Genomic DNA, 22,712 nt, shown 5'->3' with positions numbered 1-22,712 from the left:
TGGAAAGGCTCCCACCTTGGCGGTGCGGCGCCCCGGATTGTCGTTGGGCTTCGAGAGCGCCGCCGCACACTCGGAAGCAGTGGCGCGAGGTCTCGCGCACGAACTGGAGAGAACGAATGAATGCGAACTTTGCGCCAGCCGCGGAAAGGGTTGGACCGGCATTTTCAGTCGATGGCATGCTGCTTGCGCGGGGCAAGACCCGCCAGGCCATCCGCGACATCGCCGCGCGCATCGAGCCGGGAATGATCGAGGAAGATGCCGTGGCCCTGGCCAGGAAGATGATGGCCGATTTGGGGCTGCAGAAGACCTGGCATCCGACCCGCGTGCGCTTCGGGCCGAACACGATGAAGGCGATGAAGGAAGCCTCGACACCGGGCGTGGTGCTGCAGCCGAACGACATCTTCTTTCTGGACATCGCACCGCGATTCGGCGACTGGGAGGGTGATGGCGGCGCGTCGTTCGTCGTCGGGCATGACGAGGCGCTGGAACGCTGCGCGCGCGATGCCGAGGCGCTGTTCCATGAACTGCGCAGCGTGTGGCTGCGCGAAGGGCTGAGCGGGCAGGCGCTCTACGTCCATGCGGAGCAGCGCGCGCGGTCCATGGGCTGGGTGCTGGACCCGAAGCTGCCGGGCCATCGCGTCTCCGACTTCCCGCACGCCGCCATCCACACCGGGTCGCTGGCGGAACTGGAGATCAGCCCATCGCCGATGCGGTGGATCCTGGAGATTCATCTTTGCGAGGCTGGCGGGGGATTCGGGGCGTTCTTTGAGGACATGCTGCTGGGGGACGAGTATTACGGCTGATTTCGCTCGGGTCGATCGCGGAACTGAGCGGGTGCTGCGGATGTCGGGATTTACGCTGTCGGTCGCGGCCACTTCGCCGCTCATCGTCGCGTCGCGGCCGCTGATCACCGTGGCCTGGTTGCCGGCGTTCACGTGCGGGATGGGCTGAAGGCGGCCCTGCTGGACACCGTCGCGGCTCAGGGACATTTGCCATCGGGGACATGAACCCCGATTAGTTCGGCAATAAGGCGGCGCACGCGATCGCGCGGTGTGCGGTCGGCGCGGCGCGCGCTCACAGCGCCGGTGGCTGCGGGGCCGGAGCGCCGGGTGCCGTCGTCGGCGAATTCAGCGGAGAGATGTTCGGCTTCGACGGAAACGGTGTTTCCGATCCGCGCGCCGGGCAACTGGCTGCCTTGCTGGGCGGCGTAGGCTGCGCCATCGCCGGGCTCGACTCTCGGCCGTGCTACGTCCGGCTTCGAGGGCGGCGTCGCCGTCGCTGTTCAGGCTGACGTGCCATTGCCGCGCACAYCGGTCCTTACCTCGCGGCTGAATGCGCTGCCGGCCAGCGGCGACGCCTCGTTCTTACTAGCGTTTCAGTTTGGACAACCGGATTGCAGCTTGGCGAACTCTGTCTCGCAGACTTGCTGCATCAAGATAGAAGTCAGGATTCGTGGCAAGCAACTTGGCGTCAGTACTGAATGCAACATCGCCGAAAAGGTTCTCAAGCGTCTCATACTCAGGCCCGAGGACGTGGCACGAGCGCTTCGGCTCAAGGAGCGCATCGGCGCGAGCCTGTCGCGCTTCTTCGAGACTTTCGAACTGCTGCTGTGCCCCACCGCGCCGGTGACCGCCTGGCCGCTCGACCAGCTCGGGCCGCCCCTGATCGGTGGCCGGCCGGCAGGGCGCGCGGTCTTCCCGTGGGGCTGCGGGTCGTCGCGCCTCGCTTCGAGGATGCGCGAGTCCTGCGCTATGCGGCGCAGGTGGAGGGCCTGGTGGCTCCCGGTCTCAGGCGTTCGGGTTGACGATGACGCGCCCCCTGACCTTGCCCTCCATCAGCGCGTGCGCGGCATCGATCGCCTGCGCCAGCGTGATCTCCTCGTCGGCGATGCGGGCGATGGCCGGGGCGTCGAGTTCGCGGGCCAGCGCGTCCCAGGCGGCGATCCTTCGGGCATAGGGCGCGTTGACGCTGTCGATGCCCGCCAGCGTGATGCCGCGCAGGATGAAGGGCGCGACGCTGGCCGGGAAATCCATGCTCTGGGCCAGCCCGCAGGCGGTGACGACGCCGCCGTAGCGCGTGCTCGCGCACACATTGGCCAGCGTATGGCCACCGACACTGTCGACGGCGCCGGCCCAGCGCTCCTTCTGCAGGGGCTTGCCTTTCTCGGACAGGGTGGCGCGGTCGATGACCTCGGCGGCGCCCAGCGAGCGCAGCCGCTCGGCTTCCTCCATGCGCCCGGTGGAAGCCACGACACGATAGCCGCGGCGCGAAAGGATGGCGATGGCAAAGCCGCCGACGCCGCCGTTGGCGCCGGTGACCAGGATCTCGCCGCCATCGGGCGCGACGCCGCCGCGCTCCAGGGCCTGCGCGCACAGCATGGCCGTGTAGCCCGCGGTGCCGATGGCCATGGCGTTGCGCGTCGTCAGGGGCGCCGGCAATGGAATCAGGAAGTCACCCGGCACTCTCGCCTTCTGCGCCAGGCCGCCCCAGCGGTTCTCGCCGACGCCCCAGCCGTTCATGACGACCTGCTCGCCCACGCCGAATCGCGCATCGCTGCTGGCCTCGACCGTGCCGGCGAAGTCGATGCCGGGAACCATCGGCCAGACGCGCACGACGGGGCCGCGCCCGGTGATCGCGAGACCATCCTTGTAGTTGAGCGTCGAATACTCGACGGCGACCGTGACGGCGCCCTCGGGCAGTCGCGCATCGTCGAGTTCGACGACGCTCGCGCGCGTGGCGCCGTCGACCTGCTCCAGCAGCAGTGATCTGAACATGGTGTTTCTCTTTCTTGGCGGATTGGGGCCCTCCGGGAAGAAGAAGGCCGAGGACTGGCCGGCATCGAACGCCGGAAAAAAAAGAATAGACACGTCTGCCCGGTCGGTCAATCGAACAGCCCGTCCACGTCGGACAAGGGGACCCGGCCGGATGGCGCCTTGACACCATCCCGCCCGGCATGCGATACACCTGCGCCATGGCGAGCCGCCATGTGTGTCGCCGGACCTCCCATGGAACCCCCGCTCGCAAACCCCTCCAGCATTCCCGGACCAGAACACCCCGTCGAGCAAGCGACGCCCACTGCGGGCCGGCGCTGCTACCTGACGGTTCTGTTCTGCGACCTCTGCAATTCGACCGCCCTGAGCGCCTCGATGGAGGCCGAAGACTATGCCGAGATGCTCGGGCGCCTGCGGCGCGTGTACGAGACCGTGGTCGCCAGGCACGGCGGCAGCGTCGTCCGTATCCAGGGTGACGGGGTGCTGGCCGTCTTCGGCTTTCCGGAAGCGCGCGAAGGCGACGGCCGCCGCGCCACCGAAGCCGCGCTCGAACTCCACCTGGCCGTGCGCGAACTGGCCGCGCCGGAGGCGTCCGCGCCCTGGCCGCTGCCGCGCCTGCACAGCGGCATCCATTCCGGCCTGGTGCTGGTGCAGCAAGGCGACATGGTGCTCGGCCGGCTCGAACTGCTGGGCAAGGTGCCCAACATCGCGGCGCGCCTGTCGGATGCCGCGGCACGCGACGAAATCCTCGTCAGCGAGGAAACACTGGGGCCGGAGAGCCATTTCTTCGAGACCAGTCCGAAGCGGATGGTCGAAGTGGCCGGCCGGCCCGTGCCGCTGGCCGCGTACAACATCCTGGGCCGGGCGCAGGTTCGCACCCGCTTCGAGGCGAGCGAGCGCCGCGGCCTGTCGCCCTTCATCGGCAGGCAAGGCGAGCTCGCGACGCTGGAAGACTTCCTCGACAGGACGCTGGCCGGAACCGCCTGCCACGTCGCGATCTCCGCCCCGGCGGGCGTCGGCAAGACGCGCCTGGCGCGCGAGTTCCTGGCGCGCGCGAGCCGGCGCGGTTGCCAGGTGCTCACGGGCTATTGCGAGAGCTACCTCAGCGCGGAGCCGCTGCAACCCGTGCTCCAGATGCTGCGCAGCGTCTTCGGCCTGACGCCCGCCATGGCGGCGAAGGATGCGGCCGACGCCGTCACGCGCTATCTGGCCGATACGGGGCTGCAGGCGCACGGCGCGGAGTTCCTGCGCGCGCTGTCCCTCGCGACCGAGGAGGACGGAAAGCGCAAGGCAATCGCGGCGGACAGCACGATGGCGGCCGTCAAGGCACTGTTCGCGCACCTGCTCGCGCGCGGGCCGCTGGTGCTGTTCGTCGACGACTCCCAGTGGGCCGATGCCGCCACTCTCCAACTGCTCTCGGCCATTCGCGCGCGCACCGGCACGGCCCTGTTCGTGCTGGTGTCGACCCGGGGCTTCGAGGCCGGCGATGCGACGATGAACGACATCCACGTCATCGACCTGCCACCCTTCTCGGAGCGCGAATCGGCGCAGTCGATCGGCGAACTGCTGCCCTCGGCCGACCCCTTCGTCACCGCCGAGATCAATCTCTACGCCGGCGGCAATCCGCTCTTCATCGAGGAGCTTTGCCACTCGGCCGCGCACGAGGACATGGACCGGCGCCTGGTGCGCCTGCACGGCGGTGCCGCATGGCTGAGCGTGCTGGTCGAGTCGCGCGTCGCGCGCCTGACCGGGGAGCAGGCCGAACTGGTGCGCACGGCGGCTGTGATCGGCAACGTCATTCCGGCCTGGCTGCTGCAGGCGCTCACGGGGTGCCCGGAAGACGACCCGCTGGTGCAGGGGCTCGCCGGCGCGGACTTCATCTTCCCCGGCGAGACGCCGGGAACCTTGCGCTTCAAGCACGGCATCACCCGCGACGTCATCTACGACGCGATCGGGCTGCACGCGCGCAGAGCCATGCACCTGCGCATCGCCGAGGCCTTGCGCCGGCACGGAAGCACGGCGCGTGACGAAGCCTACGAGGCGCTCGCCTACCACTACGGCGCCGGCGGTCACGCCCACGATGCCGCCCGTTACGCGGAACTCGCGGGCGACAAGGCCGTTGCCGTGTCCGCCCTCGATCGCGCCAAGGCGCAGTACGTGGCGGCGCTGACCGCGCTGGATGCCGACAAGTCTTTGCCCTCATCGCCCGCGCACTGGCTGGCGATCGCCAACAAGCTCGGACTGGTGTGCGTCTTCGACGCCTCGCGGCAAGACCTGCAGATCTTCCGTCGCGCGGTCGTCATGGCGCAGCACCTGGGCGACCAGGCCGCCCTCGCGCGCGCCCAATACTGGCTCGGCTACGTCAACTACGCGCTCGGCGAATCGCGCGAAGCGATCGCGCATTGCGAGCTGGCTTCGGCGGCGGCGCAGGGGGCCGGCGACGATCCGCTGGCGGTGCAGATCCGTGCCACGCTGGGGCAGGCGCGGACCGCCGCATGCGACTACGAGGGCGCGCTGCCGCTCCTGGACGAGGCGATCGAGATCAAGCGGCGGCACCGCAGCGGCTCGCGCCCGACGGTGGGTCTGGCCTTTTCGCTCGTCTGCCGCGGCTGGGTGCTGGGAGACCGCGGCGATTTCGCGCAGGCATACCAGTGCTTCGACGACGCCAAGGCATCGGTGCTCGGCATCACGCACGAGATCGGCGCCTCGATCGAAGGCTGGCGCTGCGCCGTGCTGCTCTGGCAGGGCCGATGGGCCGACGCGCATGCGGCGGCGGCCGAATCGACGCGTATCGCGGAGCAGACACGCAGCCTGTTCCAGTTCTGCATGGGCCGCGCGGAGGTCGCCTTCGCCGACTGGATGCTGACCGGCGAGCTGGAGGCGCTGCATCGCGTGCAGCAGGCCACCGCCTGGCTGGAGCCGCGCGAAGGCGCCCTGTTCCGTTCCCTGAATTACGGCTGGCTCGCCAGCGGGCTGGTGTCGGTCGGGCGCGCGACACAAGCCCGGCACAACGCGGCGCGCGCGCTGGCACGCGGGCGCGGCGGCGACCTGATCGGCGTGGCCATGGCGTACCGCGCGCTGGCCGAGCAGGCGGGCGGCGCCGGCGACCGGCCGCGCGCCGAGCGCTACATCGAACGCGCCATGCGGGTGGCGCGCACCCGCGGCTCCGCGCACGAGACTGCGTCGACGCAACTGTGCGCGGCCGGCATCGCCGGCGCGTTCGGCGACCGGTCCCGGGCGCGCTGCCTGCTCGACACGTCGATGGAGGCCTTCGAGCGAATGGGCATGCACTGGCACCTCGGCGAGGCGCGCAGGCTGGCCGCCAGGCTCTGACGCCTCAGCTCAGCACATTGAGGATCGCGGGCGAGGCGGTCGGACGCAGCGTGCCCTTCGTCAGCAGGATCGCGGTGATCATGCCGAGCAGAACGCCGACGGCCATCGAGTAGCCCGGGCAGCCGTGCACCGTGTGCAGCGCCGGCGGGGCGGACTTGTTGGACGCGTGCGCGCCACCGAACATCACGAGGGGATGGGCTTGCGGGTCTTGCATGACGGCCGCGAGGCCGAGCACGGTCTTGTGCGGCTCCGCGCCACCCGGGCCCGGCGTCGATCCCGGTGATTCGCGCCAGACCAGCTCGGGCCCCGGGTACTCGCGCATCTGCGCGAACAAGGCATCCTGCAGCATCGGGCTCGGCGCCCTGCCCGTCGCGCCCTCGGCGATCAGGTCGGCCTGCAGATCCCACAGCGAGACCTTCGGCGTCGACGAGGGCGTGGTGGCGTTGTTTCCCACCCAGGCCGTCATGACGCGCAGGAAGTTGAGGTGCACGGTCGGCGGGAATCCGAGCATCACGCCGGCAAGGGTGCGCGCAAGAAGACCGGGGTCCGACTTCGACTGGGGGGCGAGCACGTTCTTGATCTTCCCCGAGAGCGGGCCCAGCACCGCCGCGCCACCCTCCGCCGCCTGCAGGAAAGCCGTGACCGCTTCGAGGATCTCCGCGCCGTGCGCCTTGGCCTCCTCGGTCTCCGCGTCCGACGGATAGGGCCAGAACACATACCTCGACACCGAGACGAAATGGCCGGGGCAGCGCGCCTTGGCTGACCCCATGCCCCTGCGGTCGCCCATGAACTCCTGCCTGGCATCGGGCAGGCCGAACCAGGCCGTGCACAGGCTGGCCAGGACCATTTCGCTCAGGATGACGATGTCCACGTTCTTCTCGAAGCCGCCCCTTCTCGTGGGATGGGGCGTGGACGGAAAGGCATGTTCGAGCATGGCCGAAGTGACGCCGAAAGCCTTCTCGAAGGCTTCCTCGACGCTGATGTCGGCGATCGCCTGGTTGACGCCGGCGCCGCTGGGCGTTTCCGCCTCCGCGGTGTGGGCCTGCGCGTCGAGGCCGAGGTAGCCCGGTCCGATCGTCTGCGCGAAGCGCCGGCCATAGCCGCAGACGGACATCGTCTTTCCGTCATCCTTCAGTGCTTCGAGCACCGGCTCCTGCTTCGCGATCAGCAGGCCATAGGGTGTCTCCAGCTTGCCTTCGCCGTCGGGGGCGTCGATCACCCGCTTCCATGCCTTCTTGCGCTCGTTGGGGTCTTCGATCGATTGCTGCCAGGCCGTGAAGGCCGGGCAGCGGGCACCGCCCTGCCCCCGCGCATCCGCCTCGCCTTGATCGTCCCGGGCTGAGGCCTGGCCTTCGCTGACGATGCTTTCGAGATTCGCCAGCGCGGTCACGGAGGGAACGAAGAGGTAGACACCCCACTGCAGTTCGGTGAAAGGCTCGGAGCCGAGATCGATGCGCTGGAGCGCGCCTGCCGCGTCGAAGTATTCGTAGACCCGCGCCTCGCCCTTTTGGGGCACGCCCAGGAATGGATCGCTGTGGGCCGACAGCCCGCCGCTGCTGTTGCCACCGGCCACCCAGCGCTGGATCACCTCGAACTGCTCGGCCAGGCTGGCGCAATAGGCCATGAAGTAGATGCCGCGCTCCGCATCGGTTTCCTCGCTGAAGGGCGGCCCATAGGACATGCCCCGCCGGATGATGCGCGGCATGGGAAGGTGCGTGCGCGGATTGGTCCTGCGCGCATGCGACTGGAACGGGCACTTCTGCCCGGCCGGATCCTTCGAGTAGTCGAACACATTGGTCCGCGCGGGGGCGCCCAGGTCGGGCGCGACGGGCGTCGCGCCCTCGGTATCGCGCCCCATCAGCCTGGCCTTGAGGCCACGCATCGCCTGCTCGACCCTCGCGCGCCATGCCTCGGCGGTGTCGTTCTCGGCGCGCGGCGTCCAGGCCTCGGCGGCTGTGCGCAGCACGTGCTCCAGACGGCCCACGTGCTGCCGCATCTTGCGTATCGCGAGGAAGGTGCCGTCGTCCAGCAGCGGGTCTTCGCGCGGCGGATAGGGGCCGTCGCCGCGGTCGTTCGCGTAGCCCAGGAAGATTTCGCCGCGCCGGACGCCGTCATTCCATTCGAACGTCGGCTTCTCCGGCCTGATCGCGTCGCTGATGACCGGCTGGCTGAAGCCGTCGCGAAAGCCGAAGTGCTCCCTGTTGAAACCGGCCTTGTCGGGATAGCTGCGCATCGACTCGACGGCGAGGATCCTGAGACCTTGCGTCCGCCCGAGCTCGTCGAGCTTCGCCTGCAGTTCCTGCGGACGACGCGCCTGGTCCACGCTGCCCGCGAACCGGTATTGGACGACCACGTGCACCGCGCCCAGGTCGATCTCCGGCTTCAAGGGATCGTTGCCGAATCTGGGACGCCGCCAAAAGTCGGGGTGGTTGCCGCGCACGTCGCCCAGCGCCCCGGCGCGGGCCTCCATGCCTTCGAGGAACTCGTGCGGGAACATGTCGATGCGCCACTTCGGGACACCGAGCGCCTTCAGGCCCTGCAAGGTGAGCGCGACGTTGCACTGGACGAGACGCGGCGCGCCGCCCTCGACGCTGAGTTCCAGCCCGGCAAGCGATCGGCGCGCCTGCTCGGCGTCGGTCAGCCGCAGCAGCACGAGGCAGCCATGCGTGATGCCGTCGTAGCGGGTGACGATGCCGCCCTGGATGCGACGAGAATCGGGCGCGAGGACGGCCGCCCGCTCAATGGGCGTCGCCACGGGAATTTCGGTCTTGAGCCAGCCGATCGGCGCCGCGTACGGCAGCAGTTCGGCCGGCAGCGGCCCCGGCACCGGCACCGGCACCGGCGAGGGAAGCACGGCACGGAACTCCGGCAACGCGCTTTGCGCAAAGCTGAGCAATGTCAGGTCGTCGCCTTCGTCGTTCTTCGGGTAGAAGGTCGTGAGGTCATACAAGCCCTTGAGCGCCTTGAGGTGCAGCCTCATGGTCTCCTGGCGAACGGCCGCGGGCGCTGCTTCGAACGCGGCCAGGACGGCGCGCAGGTCCGGCGGCTCCCTCAATGCGAAGCGCGCGCGAGCAAGGTCGGCGGCCGCCACGCCCTTGCGTTGTTCCCTGACGGTCCTCTCCACCGCCGCCAGGTAGCGCTGGTCTTCCACGGTCATCGGCGACTCGGTATAGAAAAGGCCGCCCGGAATCTCATGGTCGCGCACCCAGCGCGTGTAGGCGTAGAAGCTGTGCAGGCGGGCCTCGGGGTAGCCCGTGCAGTTGCAGAAGATCGCGTCCAGCAGCGGGCCGAGGTCGCGGTGGATCACGCGGATATACGGCTCCCACCCGCCGTCGAAGGTGACGTTCAGGGATAGGCGGTAGACGCCCGGCCGTGGCTCGGCTTCGATGGGCGCGGGCTCACCCTTGGAGCCGAGTTCCGGAGGCACGATGGCATAGCGGAACGAATGAAGGATGCCCGTGCGGCCCACCGCATCCGGAAACGGGCTCTTGATGAGCGCCGATTCGCGCGATGCGAGCCGGATGGCATTGACCGTCTTCAGCAGCAGCTCCAGGCGCCTGGCGTAGGTGATGGTCTCGTACCGGTCGACGAAACCCGGCTTGATGGGTGCCAGCAGTGCCAGGTTGGCAATGCCGCCAAGCTCGGTGCTCAGGATGTCGGTCTGCATGTCGTCCCTTCAGTCGACCCATCGGGCCGTGGTGAATCTCAAGCGCCCAGCGCGGGCACCAGGTCGCGTGCGCCGGGCCGCCACCCGAGCGCGCGCGACAAGGGTACGTCCCAGCGGTTGCGTGCCAGCCGGGTGAAACCCTCTTTGGTCGGATGAATTTCGTCCATCCAGTCCGCGTTCGGCCCGCAGGAGTTGGGCGCGGCAGGCGCGAGCAATCCGCGCTGATCGATCACGTGGACATTGGGAAGCCCGGCGATCACCGCTTGCAGTTGGCGGTTCAGTTCGTCGACGACGGCGTCCGCGGCCTCGCGCATCTGCGCGTCCGCCAGCCCGGCGGCCTTCATGGCGGGATGCAGCCAGGGTCCGGCGCCGACGCGGCTGCCGGCGAAGATCTGCGCCGTCGCCGGCCGCGGCTGGAAGTAGTCGTAGCCGTGCACGAAGATGGGCGCGGCCCGGGTGCCGGCGTTGCCGGCCGAGTCGCGCAGATCGACGAAGCGGCCGATGTTGCGGATGACGTCGCCGAAGAATTCGCTGTAGCTCGCCGGTGCCGCGAGCCGGTCAAGGTCCATGGACTGGAAGGGCGAGCGGAAGCCTTCGTTGGCCAGGGCCTGCGTGGCGAAGAGATCGGCGAAGGTGTTCTTCAGGTCATTGCCGCCGGCCGACAGCAGGATCGCCTGGAAGCTGAAGAGCTTGAACATCTCGCGCGCACGCCGGGCCTGGTGGCCGCGGACCATGTCGCGCACCTCCTCGCCGATGCGGGCCACATCGACCACTGCCGTGAGATAGGGCGTCCGGATGGCATCGAGAAGGTTCGAGCCCTGCGCGGGCAGAGGCGCGAGCTTGTCGAACCATGAATCGCCCTCGGCATAGACCAGGCGCTGCGGCAGGAAGTCGTTGGTGGCCTTGATCACCTCGCTGACGTCGCCGCCGGCGCTGTCGATGCGGATCAGGCGGCGCCAGCCGGCCGCCGGGTCGGCCATCACGGCGGGACTGACCGCGAGGTGCTCGGTGATCAGCGGCAAATCGGGCTCCGTGCGGGAATGTCGAGGACACGGAGCGTACGGAGGGCGCCCTCGCGACACATCCATCCGGTTGGGGACCCGGCGCGCGCGAAATCTGCATAGCGTGACAAGTGCCCGGCCGCAACCGTGCGCAATTGCGCAGACTCACATGAAGGCCGGATAGGCAGAACGCGGCCCGCCCGGCAGACTCGCGCCTCCACAACAAGAAGAGCTCGAGGATGGAACCCATGCATGCGGCATATATCGGCGCCTTGTTCGGCGTCATGGGCGTTGGCTGGCTGGTCGTCGTACCGATGTACAGGGGCTGGAGCCGCCTGAACAAGCGGATGACCGACCAGGTCGAGCAATCGACGCGCCTGATCGACGAATGCTCGACAGGCACAGGCCCGGCACGCTGGCGCCTGTCAACGATCCGCTAGCTTCGCACCTGCGGCATTCAGCGAACGTCGCGACGCGCCAGCAGCACATTGCCGCCGGTGGTGTTGAACGAGATGGTGGGCGCGCTGAAGTCGCTCAACGGAGCGCCAAGTCCGATCTCGCCGCTGCCGTGCAGCACGCATTCGTCGCGCCTGAGCGCGATCTCGCCGCTCGCGCCGGCCGTTCCATGAAAACGCACCCACGTGCCGTAGGTGCTGACATCCACCAGCACGCAGCTTCCCTGGCGGGCCTCGATCCGCGCATGCAGGCGCGATACGCGCGGGTCGTTGACCACGAACTGCGCCTCGTCGACGCGCCCCAGGTGGATCGGCAGCTCCGCCGCCCGGAACATCGAGCGGACGTCGAGCCACGCGAGTTCGATCTGCCCGAACGAGGAGTCGGCCCCGCGAGCCGGCGAGACCAGCGAGGCCGGCATCGTCAGGAATTCGGAGACCTCGTCCTGCCAGTCGATGCGGTGCACGACCGGCATCTCGTTCTTGCCGCGGATATTGATCGGGCCCAGGCTGCGATGGCGCACTTCGCCTTCGTTCAACTGATCGACGACGGATTCCGTCGCCCAGATCTGGCCGGGGCCGGCCAGATCGCTCAGCCGCGACGCGAGATTCACGGCGTCGCCATAGCAGTCGCCATCGACTTCGACGACCTCGCCGCTGGCGACACCGATCTGGAGTTCCATGCGCAACGGAGCCGGCCAGGTCTGCAAACGCTTCTGGTGGTTGCGCTGCATTTCAAGGACCGCGCGCGTCGCGGATGCGCCATCAGAAAATATCGCAAAGACGCCATCGCCCAGCGATTTCACGACGCGGCCTCCGTGCGCCTCGCAGACGCCGCCGATCCACTGAATCAGGCGCGTGACCGTCTCGGTCGCGCGCGCGTTGCCCATAGCCTCGAAGACTCTGGTACTGCCGGTCAAGTCAGCGAATACGACAGTGGAATGGGCGGCCATGTTGTGCAGTTTTTGGTAGCGTTCGCTGGTCGATTATGGCAAAGCAACAGGCAAACGCCCTTGCGGCGGCTCAAATGAGCGGCATTGCGGCCCAAGCTGTTGCTTTTTCATTTCGATACATTGCAATTGCTTTCGGCACATCGCAAAAGTAACACTAAGGTAGCAATTCTTCAGATGGCGCTTGAAGTGATTCGTGAAGTATGTTGTTTTTAAACATGAAAAAGTGCTTCCGCCCTTGTGCAGGCCGATCGCCGGGCTTAACGTAGCGACTCCCAAGGCTCTCGGCCCTACGCCTTTCGTCTCATGGTGTCCCCTAGCAGTTTCTTCCGTTTCCTGTCGCTTCCGGTGTTCGGCTTCCGCCGTTCGGCGGATCGTCAGATGGGCCGGATCCGTACTGCAATGCTCTCGCTGTTGCAGGCCCACGGCGGCCATTCCATTCAACGCGTTGCTCAACGCGTTCGATTTGCCGGCGACCTCGAAGCCCTCTGGTACCTGCGCCAGGATGTCCTCACCGCGTTGAGCGCAGTCGACGGCGAAGTGGCGGCGCGCCGCCAGATGCGGGAGATCAACCGGCTGTTCAAGGGTGGTCTTCCCGGCACGATGGTGCCCCGGCGCCACGAGCGCATCACGACCTGAATTCCAACGGCGGCCACGGCGGCCGTTTCGCTTTCCGGCACCCTCAATGCGCGTGCCGGTGTCCCCAGACCATGAAGACATCACGCACATCGGCCGCCAGTTCGACCTTCGCGCCGACGGGCAGCAGCACCTTGGTCTGCACGTGCCCGAAGGGCAGCCCCGTCAGGACCGGCACCTTGATCAGTTCTCGCAGGCGGGCGACGACGGTCTGCAGGCTGAAGCCCTTGTCGTGCGGCACCTTCCTGATTCCCGTGAACTGCCCCAGGACCACCGCCTTCTGGCGCGCCAGCACGCCCGCATGGCGCAGCTGGTCCAGCATGCGCTCGATCCGGTAGGGGTGTTCGTTGACGTCTTCGAGAAAGAGCACGCCCTTGTCGATCGCCGGGAAGTAAGGCGTACCGAGCATGCAGGTCAGCACGCAGAGGTTGCCGCCCCACAGCACCGCGTCGTGGATGTTGCGCAGCGCGGGCATGGACGCGGCGTCGCGCGCGGACACGCGCCAGCCTGTGCCCTCGCCCTGCCCGCTCAAGAGATCGTCGAAGCAGGCTTCCATGATGTCGTCAGCGCCGGCCTTGGCGCCGAAGTCCTCGCCCACGGCGGGGCCCGCCCAGGTCACCGCGCCGGTGCGGGCGAGCAATGCGTTCTGGAACGCCGTGAAGTCGCTGAGGCCCACGAACTCGGTGCCACGGTGGATCGCCTTGGCCACCGCCTTGTAGGGAATGGCATCCAGGATTCGCGTGAGGCCGTAGCCGCCGCGCGAAATCAGCGCCACGTCGGCACCGCTCGCCGCGGCGCGCGCGATGGCTGCCAGGCGGGTGGCGTCGTCGCCGGCAAATCGCTGGTGGGTGCTGAGCGCGGCCTCGTCGATTTCGACTTCGTGGCCCAGTGCCTGCAGGCGCTTCACGCCGCGTCGGAATGCGGCCTTGTCGCGGACGGCGCTGGAGGGCGAATAGATGTAGATGTGTTTTGTCACGGGGCGAAGTATCCCATCGCATCCCGGGCCAAGGCCTCGGCCTGCGCCGCCGTGGGGCCGGATGCGTCGCTCCGGATCGGGCCCAGGGCGCGCAGCGCCGCGTCGTAGCCGCGATCGGGGAAGGGTGCGCGCCAGGCATCGGCCACATGCTCGCTGCCCTCCGGCGCGAGCAGCGTGACGACGAATCGATCGGGCGCCGCCGCGACCAGAAGCGCCGCCAGGCCGGAAGCGGCGGCGCTGTGCAGCAAGGCCAGGGGGCCGGGCCGAAGGCCACCCAGCCACTGGAGCAGAACATCGCGGTGCCAGCCCAGGTCGTGCACGGCCTCGCGCTTGGGCTTGTCGCTGCGGCCGAAGCCGATCAGGTCAGGCGCCAGCCATCGCACGCCGGGAACGGCCACCACGTGGCGGAAGAAATAGCTCCACTCGCCGGGGCCGTGCAGGCACAGGCATGTGACGGGCGCCGATCGCGGGCCTTCATCGAGGTAATGCATCCGCCAGCCTCTCAGGCCGGGCAGCTCGCTCACATGGTGCGGCGCGAAGGGGTAGTCCCTCAGCGCGGCGAAACGATCGGCCGGGGTGCGCAATGCATCGTCGCGCAAGGGCTCGGCCGTCTCGCGGGCCGCGTCGCGCCTGCCCCGGAAGAACACCTGAAGAAGCTCGGCGCATTCCGTGGCGAGCACACCGCCCTGGACCCGCGCATGGTGGTTGAGCCGGGCTTCTGCGAACAGGTCGAGGACGGAGCCCGCCGCGCCGGTCCTGGGGTCCGCCGCGCCGAACACGACGCGGGCCAGCCGTGCATGCAGCATTGCGCCGGCGCACATCGCGCAGGGTTCGAGCGTCACGAAGAGTTCGCAGCCGTCGAGCCGATAGTTCCCGAGCGCGGCGGCTCCGGCGCGCAGCGCGTTGATCTCGGCGTGCGCGCTGGGGTCATGCAGCGCGACGGGCGCATTGCGGCCTGTCGCGATGAGCTCACCGTCCTTCACCAGCACGGCGCCGACTGGCACTTCGCCGGCATCAGCCGCCGCCCGCGCTTGCGCGAGCGCGAGCCGCATCCAGTCCGCGTCAGTTGTCATCGGGCATCGCGCGGCGCTGCTGCATTGCCGCGTCGAGCGACTGCTTGACCTGCTCTTGAATCCGCTGGCTCTGCGTGCGGCCATCGCCGGCCGGCCCGTGGGCCGCGGCGATGCCGCCGATCTGCCTCTTGACCAGCACGCCGACAAGGACCAGTGCAAGCACCAGTCCGATCAAACCGAATATGCGCATGCGTCGATTGTCCCCGAGCGGCAGCGCCTTGTGCGGGCGCTCGGCGCGGCGAGCCCGCATCCTGCTCGCCAGTCGGTTCCGCCAAGACAGGAAGCCCTGTCTGCTCCGCCGGGAGCGGCTAGGATGCCGCGCGCAGGAGCGGTCCGCGCCGGAACTCCGTCGCGTAAAGAAGCAGCGCGGCCACGGCGAATCCGCCGCCCAGCAGGCTCGGCCCGCTCCAGCCGTGGAAGGCGTACAGCGCGGCCGCAAGACCGGAGGCCACCGAGGCGCACAGGAAGATGCTGGTCAGGAAGAGCCCATTGAGGCGACCGCGCAATTCCGGCGCCAGCACATAGAGGCTGCGAAGGCTGAGCACGTTGCACAGCTGCACAGCGCCATCGAGCACCACGCCCGCAACCACCAGCCCGGCCAGCGAATGCAGGCGCGCCGACACCGCGCCGAGCACGAAGGCCAGCAGGGCCGCGCCCATCGCCGCGCCAGTGGCCGGGCGGGTCATGCCGCGATCGGCCAGCCTGCCCGCCCAGGGCGCGATCAGGGCACCGCCCGCGCCGGCCAGCGCGAACAGCGCGATGCCGCCCTGCCCCATGCCGAACTCATGCACCAGGAGCAGCGGCACGGCCGTCCAGAAAACCTGGAAGCCGCCGAACATCATCCCCTGGTAGAACGCCCGGCGACGCAGCAGCGGCGTGCGCAGGACGATGCCCGGCAACGACGCCATGGTGCGCGCGTAGCTCATCGCGCCGTGCGGAACTCGCTTGGGCAGCGCGCGCCGCAACACGATGGCGAGCGCGGCCATCAAGGCGGCCGAGATCGCGAACACCGCGCGCCATCCGAAGGCCGACGCGACCAGGCTCGAGAAGGGCCGCGCCAGCATGATGCCGGCCAGCAGGCCCGCCATGATGTTGCCCACCACCTTGCCGCGCGTCGACGCGGGCACCAGGTGCGAGGCCAGCGGCATCAGCACCTGGGCCGCCACCGCGCACAGCCCGACGACGAAGGACGCCGCCAGGAAGCCGAGGGCCGAGTTCGACAACGCGATGCCCAGCAAACCCAGCACGGCGCCGCCCATGGCGATCAGGATCAGCTTGCGGTTCTCCATCACGTCGGCCAGGGGCACGACGAGCAGCAGACCGGCGCAATAGCCGAGCTGGGTCAGCGTCATGATCAGGCCCGCCAGGCCCGCGTGCAGGTGCAGCGTTTCGGCGATGGGTCCGATGAGCGGTTGCGCGAAATAGATGTTCGCCACGCAGAGGCCGCAGGCCACCGCGAACAGGAAAGTCAGGTTGGACGAGATACCGCCCGGGTCGGCGGGAGCGGCGGACGCGGCAACGGTTGATTTCTGCCCGGTGGGCACCGGGGCTTGCGGAAGAGGCACGTGGGAGTCTCGCGGTGAGGAAGCGCAGGGCTGACGCCGAGCGGCCAGACCTTAGCACGAGCCCGCCGGCCGTGCGGCACAGCGGGCGTCGAGGCCCTGTCGGTCGGAGTTCTCTTCCGATGCGAACGTCGGCTTCCCCATGCCTTCGGTGCGCGCGATTCGCGCTTTGGAAGAGCCGAGCGTCCGAAAGGTCCATTCCGATGCCGCAGCGCGATGTCACACACATGCGGCAAAAGGGGCTGCGCCCCTGGATGTGCCGGTGACGCGAATGCTCCCCGCTGAACGGCCCGGGCCGTGACCGGCAGAGGGCCGATGGATCGTCAAGCCGGCGTGACAGATCGCTCGGCGAGCAGGTCCTCCCGAGCGCGTCCTGAGGCGATCACGGCTGCGCGTTCGCTCCCGGAACAGGCTCAACGCCCGGCACTCCGTGCGTCTGGCACCAAAGTTGCGCCTCCTCGGATAAACCGCGCTCGGCAAGCGGTTGGATCAGGAGTCCCGCATGCCCACCATCGCCAACACCGCCACCACAGCCATGTGCTCCGGCACGCCCATGCTCCAGGTCCGGGACAACCGGGGCCTGACGGTTCGCACCCTGCAATACAACCGCGGCGAGGCCGGCCAGCCGGCCGACGAGCACATCTCCCTGCAGCGCTTCACCGCCACCGGCCACCCCTGCAGCAGCATCGATCCCCGGCTGTTCGCCGCGCGGCAGGCGGATGACGCGATCCTACCCAACTTCCGCTACATCCCCTCCCTGTCCGGGCGTGTGCTCCGGACCTTGAGCCAGGACGCCGGCCCGCAGATCACGATCCACGACATCGAGGGCGCCCCGGTCTGGCGGAAGGACGGCCGAGGCCAGGTCCAGAGCTGGACCTACGACGCCCTGCATCGGCCGCTGGAACTGCAGGAGCGCGATGCGACCGGCTCGATGCGCATCAGCGAGCGCTACGTCTACGGCGAGGCCGAGCCGGCCGCCTCCGGGGACAACACCCGCGGCCAGCTGGTGCGCCACTACGACACCGCCGGGCTCAACCAGATGCCCAGCTTCAGCACCTCGGGCAAGGCCTTGCGCTCGGTGCGCCGGCTGCTGGCCGATTCCAATGCGCAGAGCGACTGGCAAAGCGACGAAGCCCAATGGCAAGCGGCGCTGGAGACCACCCGCTACGAGAGCCGCTCCAGCTACAACGCCCTGGACATGGTCGAGCGCAGCATCGATGCCAAGGGCAACGTCCAACAACGGCGCTATAACGTCGCGGGCCGGCTCGCCAGCAGCAGCCTCGGCTTGAAGGGCCAAGCGAGCGAGCCCATCCTGGCCTCGATCGCCTACAGCGCCGCCGGCAAGGTGCTGCGGGAAGTGGCCGGCAACGGTGTCGAGACCCGCTACGAGTACGAGCCGCAGACCCAGCGCCTGCACCGCGTGCTCACCACGCGAGCGAGCCAGGCGGGCCGCCCCACCCTGCTGCAGGACCTGAGCTACGTCCACGACCCGGTCGGCAACATCCTGTCGATCCACGATGCGGCCGCCCCGACGCGCTTCCACGACAACCAGCGCGTCGATGCGACGAGCACCTACACTTACGACGCCCTTTACCAGCTCCTGAGCGCCACCGGCCGGGAGATGGCCAATGCCGGGCAGCAAAGCTCTGCCTTGCCCGCCCCCATCCCGATGGACGGCGACCCCAGCCTGTTGAGCAACTACACCCGCCATTTCGACTATGACCGCGGCGGCAACCTCATCCGCATTCGTCACCAGGGCAACACCTCCTACACCACGCAGATGCAGGTCTCGCCGACTTCCAACCACGCGGTGCTTCTAACGGGGACCCGCTCGTGCGGCAGCAGATCACCTTGAAGGCCGATGCCTTCGGAGCACCGCTGCGCCGCGTGGCCGTGAGTTACGGCCGCAGACCGAAGGGCGGCGCCAATCCTTACCCGGCCAGCGTGCCCGACCGCTTGTGGGCGAGCAGCTACGACGACGAACAGCTGCCGCTGCGCCTGGTGGAAGACATCGCCACCGTCTTCAATCTGACGACCCGGGACGATTGGCGCCTCGCCCTGCCTTACGAACAACGGCAGAACGTGCTGACCTACGCGGCCGGCTACGACGGCTATCCGGCATCCGCGACCGGCTTGAGTTGCGAAGCCCTGGACACGCCGGGCGGGCTTCTGGACAGCACGCGGCCACGTGCATTCGCGGGCCAGACGGTGACCTTCTACTTCGATGCGGCGGGCAGCGCCGCGCTGCCCGTGGGCGCGCAGCCGCCGCGCCTGGCGCTGGTGCACCACGTGGAGACGGCCGAACTGGATGACCAGGCACTGGCCGCCTACGCGGACATTCCACTCTCCGAACTGGGCGAGGACCTGGTGCGGGCCGGCTACCTGGAGGGCGGCAAGGTACTCTGCGAACCTGGCGAGACAGCCACGGCCCTCTGGACCGTCCAGAGCGGCTACGCGACCTATGTGGACCAGGGCCAGTGGCTGCCCTTCCAGCGGCCGAGGAGCATGCGGAGCACGGCCATCGTCGCGCCCCGGCGATTCACCTATGACGCGCACAGCTGCGTGGTGGAAAGCGTGACCGACGGGGTCGGCAATCGCGTCCGCGCGCAATACGACTACCGGTTCCTGAGTCCCTGGCGTGTCATCGACCCCAACGAGAACACCCAGGAGGCGCTCTTCGATGCACTCGGCCGCGTTGTCGCGACTTCCAGCTACGGCACCGAGCGCGACGACGACGGCAAGCTTGCCTTGACGGGCTTCGATCCGGTGAGCGACTTCAATCCGAAGGCCGACGCGTTGGCGAGCATCGACGCCGCCCTGGCGGACCCTGCCCGCGCGATCCAGCGGGCCGCGGCTGTCTACTTGTATGACACACACAGCTGGATGGCCTCGCGCAGCCCGGTGCAGAGCGCGGCGTTCGAGGCCGACCAGCACCCCGACGCGGTCGATCCGAAGCCGCAGATACAGATCGCGATGTCGCACAGCGACGGCTTCGGAAGAGCCCTTCAATCGAAGAAGAAGTGCCCCCCGGGCTGGCCTGTGTCGTCACGCCTGCGGGAGAGCTCGAACTCGACGGCAGCGGCAAGCCGGTCGAGCGTGACACGGGAGACGCGGCGCGCTGGGCGGTGTCGGGCCGTGTCGAGTATGACAACAAGGGGCAGGTGATCCGGGTCTATCAGCCTTACTTCATCGATCGGGCGAGCCATGTCAACGACGCGCAAGCGCGCTCGTGGGGCCACGCGGACACGCACGCCTACGATCCCCTGGGTCGGGAAGTAGCCGTCATCACGGCGCTCGGGCACAAGCGACGGACGAGCTACTTCCCGTGGTTCGACATGAGCGAGGACGAGAACGACACCTTGGGCGATGTCTCGCCATCGACCGCGATCGAGGGCAAGGCCACGCCCAACATGCCGATCACCCGGGGCGCGTTTCCAAGCAGCATCGCGATCGCGAACGCCGGCACTGTGGGCACGCTGGGGGTGACGGTTGAGTTGACATACACCAGCGGCGCCTTCGTTCGGGTCGAACTCACGTCGCCGGCCGGACAGACGGTCGCACTGCCGAACGTTCATTCGAGTCCTGACGACCAGGTTCTCAGCCATGTCTCGACGGAACAGTCGTCCCCGCTCTCGCCGTTCATCGGTCAAGGCATGCAAGGGAGCTGGACATTGAAGATCAGTGAATTCGGCTCGACACGCGAGATGAGAGGAATCTTCAGCAGGTGGTCGCTGACGATCACGCCTGCGGATGCTGCCCGACGGCATCCCCAATGACCAACAGCGCTACCGCCTGGACGACGTCCGCGAGCACGCCGCCTGCTTTCACGAAGTCGGCACGCGGCCGCAGCGCCGATGTTCAGCCCCGCAAGGGAAATCGCGCGATCGGCAGATGCTGGTTCTTCCCGATCAGGCTGCGCACCAGGACGAATTCGCGCGCAAGCCAATGAATCGGCTCGATCGCCTGCTCGGCCAGCTGGAGGCCGTCGTACAGCAGGGTGAGGTGCGGCGTGTAGCCTTGGTACGACGCCCGCCCCAGCCCGGCGCTTGTCATCGTGTTCTCCAGGACTTGCTGAAACGAGGTCAACGCAAGCAGGCCATCCCCGCCCAGCAGGACCAGCGGCGCCCTGCGCCCCCGCCTGGAGAAGCTCGCCACGCGGTCGAGCGCCACCGGCAGCGGCCGCTGCGCCACGCTTGCCGCCACTTCGCGCACGGCATCGACGATGTCCGGCCGCGGCCCGGCGAAGTCGCCCACGAAATGCAGGGTGACATGGAAGCGTTCGATCCCCAGAGACCTGCCCTTCAGCCCATGTTCGGCGCGCAGCCGCTGCGTGAGGTCCTCGATGCGCGCGGCGGTCCGCGAGTCAGGAACGACAGCGAGGAACAGCCGATCGGTCGCCCGCGGCGCGGCATCGACGCCCTCCGGCGGAACTTGTCTTGTCCGTTTTTCCATGCGCCGCGTTTCCCGCCTTGGGTCAATGCGATCGCAGCCGCCGGATGGGGCGGGCCATCAAGGCCAGGGCAGCCACCAGCCCGAGGGCAAGGTGCCATCCCGCGAGCGCCTGGAGCCCGACGGCCGCAATGCCCAGCCCCAGCAGCCACGCGAACAGCGCGTTGAGCATCGCGCCGACGAGCGGTGAGGCGCGGGCGCCGCGCCAGGCGGGATCGCCCAATTGCGCCGCCCAGGCCATGCTCCACGCGGCGCCGTGGGCCAGCACGAGCACCCACCACGCCTGGGGGCCCGGCATGAGCACCAAGGCCCCTGCGCCGAGCGCCAGGAGCGCCGCGCAGACGCCTGGCGCGGCAGCCAGGATGGCGGGCCGGCCGATGGCCACCAGGGCAGGCACGAACATCGCGGCGAAGTGCACGCCCAGCACCGCCTGCGGCGGTACCGCATCGCTGCGGCACAGGCTCAGCATCAGCGGCAGGCCGCACATCATCGGCAGCATCACCAGCGAAGCCAGCAGCACCGGGCAGCGCCGCGGCTCGCGCCAGTCGCGCGGCTGCCAGCCGGGCAGCGAGCAATCGAAGAGCCCTGCCCCGCATCCGCCGACCGTGCCCGCGCGCACCGGCATCAGCACGGCGAGCATCACGCAAGCGACGAAGGCGCCGCCCATCAGCCGCAGGCCCAACGCACTCAGGTCCGTCGGATCGCCGAGGCAGCCCCAGGCCAGCGCGGCGCCGCAGGCCGCGGCGCCGACGGGTGGGCGCGGCGTCGCGCGCGCGGCCTTGCGGGAGGCGCGCACGGCCGACGAGGCCAGCGCAACGAGCAGCGCCCAGGCCAGTGCCACCGCCAGCAGCGCCGCGAGCCCGCCGCCGTGCAGCGCGGCCGACAGCGCCCAGGCCGCCAGCGATGCCGCAAGCACCAGCAGCCCGCGCAGCAACAAGGCAGACGGCCGCAGCCGGCCGATCAGTCGCGCGCAGCCCCCCAGCGCCAGCAGCCAGAGCGCCAGCACTGCGAAGGCGGCCGCAGGCCCCGCAGCCAGCGTCTGTGCCAGGCTGCCCAACCCGACCCAGCCGCCGAGCAACAAGGCCCAGGCAGTCGCCCGTGCGCCCTGCAGGCGCCACGGAGGCAGACCGGCTTCGAGTGGCGTCACGACGCGGCCCGACTTCGCTTCAGGCCGTCGCGAGCGCGGCGGGCCAGCGCAGCGCGTGGCCGGTCCGCTCGGTGAATCGCTGCAGGTCTTCCGGCGTGTCGATGTCGACCCGGTAGCGGCTGTTGTCGGTGTCGAACCAGCGCACGCGTGTCGGGTTGGCGTCTCGCCAGCGCCGGCAGGCCGCATCGGCATCGCCGGCCAGCCATTCGTCACGCAGCGCGGCGTCGAAGATCACCGGATTGCCCGGTTCCCCCGCCACCCTCGGCACCACCATCGAGGCCTCGCCTCGCTTCTTGAAAGCGCCGATCAGCGCGGTGATGTCCTGCGCATTGATCAGCGGCTGATCGGCCAGCGCGACCATCACCGCGTCGAGCTTTCCGGTCAGCGCCTGCAGGCCGACGCGAACGGAGGACGCCTGCCCGTCGTCCGGCGACGGATTGCGCGCCAGGGTGACCGGGAATTCGCGCACCGCCGCTTCGATCGCCTCGGCATGGTGGCCCAGCACCACCACCACTTCGTCGACGCCCGCGCCGGAGAGCGCGATCAGTTGCCTGCGGATCAGGGGCACGCCGCCGAGTTCGAGCAGGGATTTCGGCCGGCCGCCGAGCCGGCTGCCGGCGCCCGCCGCCAGCAGCACGGCACCGATCACCACCCGGGCGTAGAGGCCGCCACCGCCTTTGAGGATGCAGCCCATG

The 22,712-nt window shown here is 68.9% G+C and carries 18 protein-coding genes; 7 read left to right on the top strand and 11 right to left on the bottom strand.

What is annotated here, in order from left to right; genetic code table 11:
• Positions 1 to 116 precede the first annotated feature (116 nt).
• Positions 117 to 803 carry a M24 family metallopeptidase gene (locus tag AC1DNF_RS14130; RefSeq protein WP_478149232.1) on the top strand — a complete coding sequence of 229 codons (687 nt, stop codon included), beginning with the start codon at positions 117 to 119 and terminating at the stop codon, positions 801 to 803.
• A gap of 984 nt (positions 804 to 1,787) precedes the next feature.
• Here AC1DNF_RS14130 and acuI read toward each other — a convergent pair.
• Positions 1,788 to 2,774 carry an acrylyl-CoA reductase (NADPH) gene (acuI, locus tag AC1DNF_RS14125; protein ID WP_478149231.1) on the bottom strand — a complete coding sequence of 329 codons (987 nt, stop codon included), beginning with the start codon at positions 2,772 to 2,774 and terminating at the stop codon, positions 1,788 to 1,790.
• 231 nt (positions 2,775 to 3,005) lie between these two features.
• On the opposite strand from acuI, the gene AC1DNF_RS14120 reads away from it, so the two are divergent.
• A complete protein-coding gene (locus AC1DNF_RS14120; protein ID WP_478149230.1) occupies positions 3,006 to 6,104 on the top strand; it encodes an ATP-binding protein in 3,099 nt (1,032 codons plus the stop codon).
• A gap of 4 nt (positions 6,105 to 6,108) precedes the next feature.
• Here AC1DNF_RS14120 and AC1DNF_RS14115 read toward each other — a convergent pair whose 3' ends face one another.
• Both AC1DNF_RS14115 and AC1DNF_RS14110 read right to left on the bottom strand, forming a co-directional pair.
• Positions 6,109 to 9,771, bottom strand: a complete 3,663-nt coding sequence (locus AC1DNF_RS14115; RefSeq protein WP_478149229.1) for a Dyp-type peroxidase — start codon at positions 9,769 to 9,771, stop codon at positions 6,109 to 6,111.
• A 38-nt stretch (positions 9,772 to 9,809) separates the two neighbouring features.
• Complete coding sequence (locus AC1DNF_RS14110) at positions 9,810 to 10,793, bottom strand: hypothetical protein (protein WP_478149228.1); 984 nt, start codon at positions 10,791 to 10,793, stop codon at positions 9,810 to 9,812.
• Between the two features lie 227 nt (positions 10,794 to 11,020).
• On the opposite strand from AC1DNF_RS14110, the gene AC1DNF_RS14105 reads away from it, so the two are divergent.
• Entirely contained in the window at positions 11,021 to 11,212 is a 192-nt protein-coding gene (locus AC1DNF_RS14105; RefSeq protein ID WP_478149227.1) for a hypothetical protein, read from the top strand.
• Between the two features lie 17 nt (positions 11,213 to 11,229).
• On the opposite strand, the gene AC1DNF_RS14100 is transcribed toward AC1DNF_RS14105, so the two are convergent.
• Positions 11,230 to 12,177, bottom strand: a complete 948-nt coding sequence (locus AC1DNF_RS14100) for an adenylate/guanylate cyclase domain-containing protein (RefSeq protein WP_478149226.1) — start codon at positions 12,175 to 12,177, stop codon at positions 11,230 to 11,232.
• Positions 12,178 to 12,522: 345 nt separating this feature from the next.
• Between AC1DNF_RS14100 and AC1DNF_RS14095 the strand changes: the two genes are divergently transcribed.
• Complete coding sequence (locus AC1DNF_RS14095; RefSeq protein ID WP_478149225.1) at positions 12,523 to 12,813, top strand: hypothetical protein; 291 nt, start codon at positions 12,523 to 12,525, stop codon at positions 12,811 to 12,813.
• 43 nt (positions 12,814 to 12,856) lie between these two features.
• Here AC1DNF_RS14095 and AC1DNF_RS14090 read toward each other — a convergent pair whose 3' ends face one another.
• From AC1DNF_RS14090 to AC1DNF_RS14075, 4 genes are all read right to left on the bottom strand, one after another.
• On the bottom strand, positions 12,857 to 13,786 hold the full coding sequence (locus tag AC1DNF_RS14090; protein ID WP_478149224.1) for an LD-carboxypeptidase: 930 nt from the start codon (positions 13,784 to 13,786) through the stop codon (positions 12,857 to 12,859).
• Positions 13,783 to 14,859, bottom strand: a complete 1,077-nt coding sequence (gene tadA / locus AC1DNF_RS14085) for a tRNA adenosine(34) deaminase TadA (protein WP_478149223.1) — start codon at positions 14,857 to 14,859, stop codon at positions 13,783 to 13,785. Before tadA ends, AC1DNF_RS14090 begins: the two co-directional genes overlap by 4 nt.
• Positions 14,849 to 15,049 carry a hypothetical protein gene (locus AC1DNF_RS14080; RefSeq protein WP_478149222.1) on the bottom strand — a complete coding sequence of 67 codons (201 nt, stop codon included), beginning with the start codon at positions 15,047 to 15,049 and terminating at the stop codon, positions 14,849 to 14,851. The genes tadA and AC1DNF_RS14080 overlap by 11 nt, the downstream gene beginning before the upstream one ends.
• 118 nt (positions 15,050 to 15,167) lie before the next feature.
• Positions 15,168 to 16,424 carry an MFS transporter gene (locus AC1DNF_RS14075; protein ID WP_478149221.1) on the bottom strand — a complete coding sequence of 419 codons (1,257 nt, stop codon included), beginning with the start codon at positions 16,422 to 16,424 and terminating at the stop codon, positions 15,168 to 15,170.
• Between the two features lie 499 nt (positions 16,425 to 16,923).
• Between AC1DNF_RS14075 and AC1DNF_RS14070 the strand changes: the two genes are divergently transcribed.
• From AC1DNF_RS14070 to AC1DNF_RS14060, 3 genes are all read left to right on the top strand, one after another.
• On the top strand, positions 16,924 to 18,276 hold the full coding sequence (locus AC1DNF_RS14070) for an RHS repeat domain-containing protein (protein WP_478149220.1): 1,353 nt from the start codon (positions 16,924 to 16,926) through the stop codon (positions 18,274 to 18,276).
• Positions 18,255 to 19,586, top strand: a complete 1,332-nt coding sequence (locus AC1DNF_RS14065) for a toxin TcdB middle/C-terminal domain-containing protein (RefSeq protein ID WP_478149219.1) — start codon at positions 18,255 to 18,257, stop codon at positions 19,584 to 19,586. The genes AC1DNF_RS14070 and AC1DNF_RS14065 overlap by 22 nt, the downstream gene beginning before the upstream one ends.
• A gap of 170 nt (positions 19,587 to 19,756) precedes the next feature.
• Positions 19,757 to 20,197, top strand: coding sequence for a proprotein convertase P-domain-containing protein (locus AC1DNF_RS14060; protein WP_478149218.1), 441 nt, complete (start codon positions 19,757 to 19,759; stop codon positions 20,195 to 20,197).
• Positions 20,198 to 20,279: 82 nt separating this feature from the next.
• Here the strand turns inward: AC1DNF_RS14060 and AC1DNF_RS14055 are convergent, their stop codons facing one another.
• The 3 genes from AC1DNF_RS14055 to AC1DNF_RS14045 are packed head-to-tail and all read right to left on the bottom strand — an operon-like array spanning position 20,280 to position 22,711.
• Positions 20,280 to 20,873 carry a 2'-5' RNA ligase family protein gene (locus AC1DNF_RS14055; protein WP_478149217.1) on the bottom strand — a complete coding sequence of 198 codons (594 nt, stop codon included), beginning with the start codon at positions 20,871 to 20,873 and terminating at the stop codon, positions 20,280 to 20,282.
• A gap of 22 nt (positions 20,874 to 20,895) precedes the next feature.
• A complete protein-coding gene (locus tag AC1DNF_RS14050) occupies positions 20,896 to 22,017 on the bottom strand; it encodes a hypothetical protein (protein WP_478149216.1) in 1,122 nt (373 codons plus the stop codon).
• Between the two features lie 19 nt (positions 22,018 to 22,036).
• Entirely contained in the window at positions 22,037 to 22,711 is a 675-nt protein-coding gene (locus AC1DNF_RS14045) for a nucleotidyltransferase family protein (protein WP_478149215.1), read from the bottom strand.
• Between the last annotated feature and the right edge of the window lies 1 nt (position 22,712).

The sequence above is a fragment of the Variovorax sp. 01T432 genome (assembly GCF_056398605.1).
The sequence above is the reverse complement of the archived record's forward strand: the minus strand, read 5'-3'. Positions and strand labels throughout refer to the sequence as shown.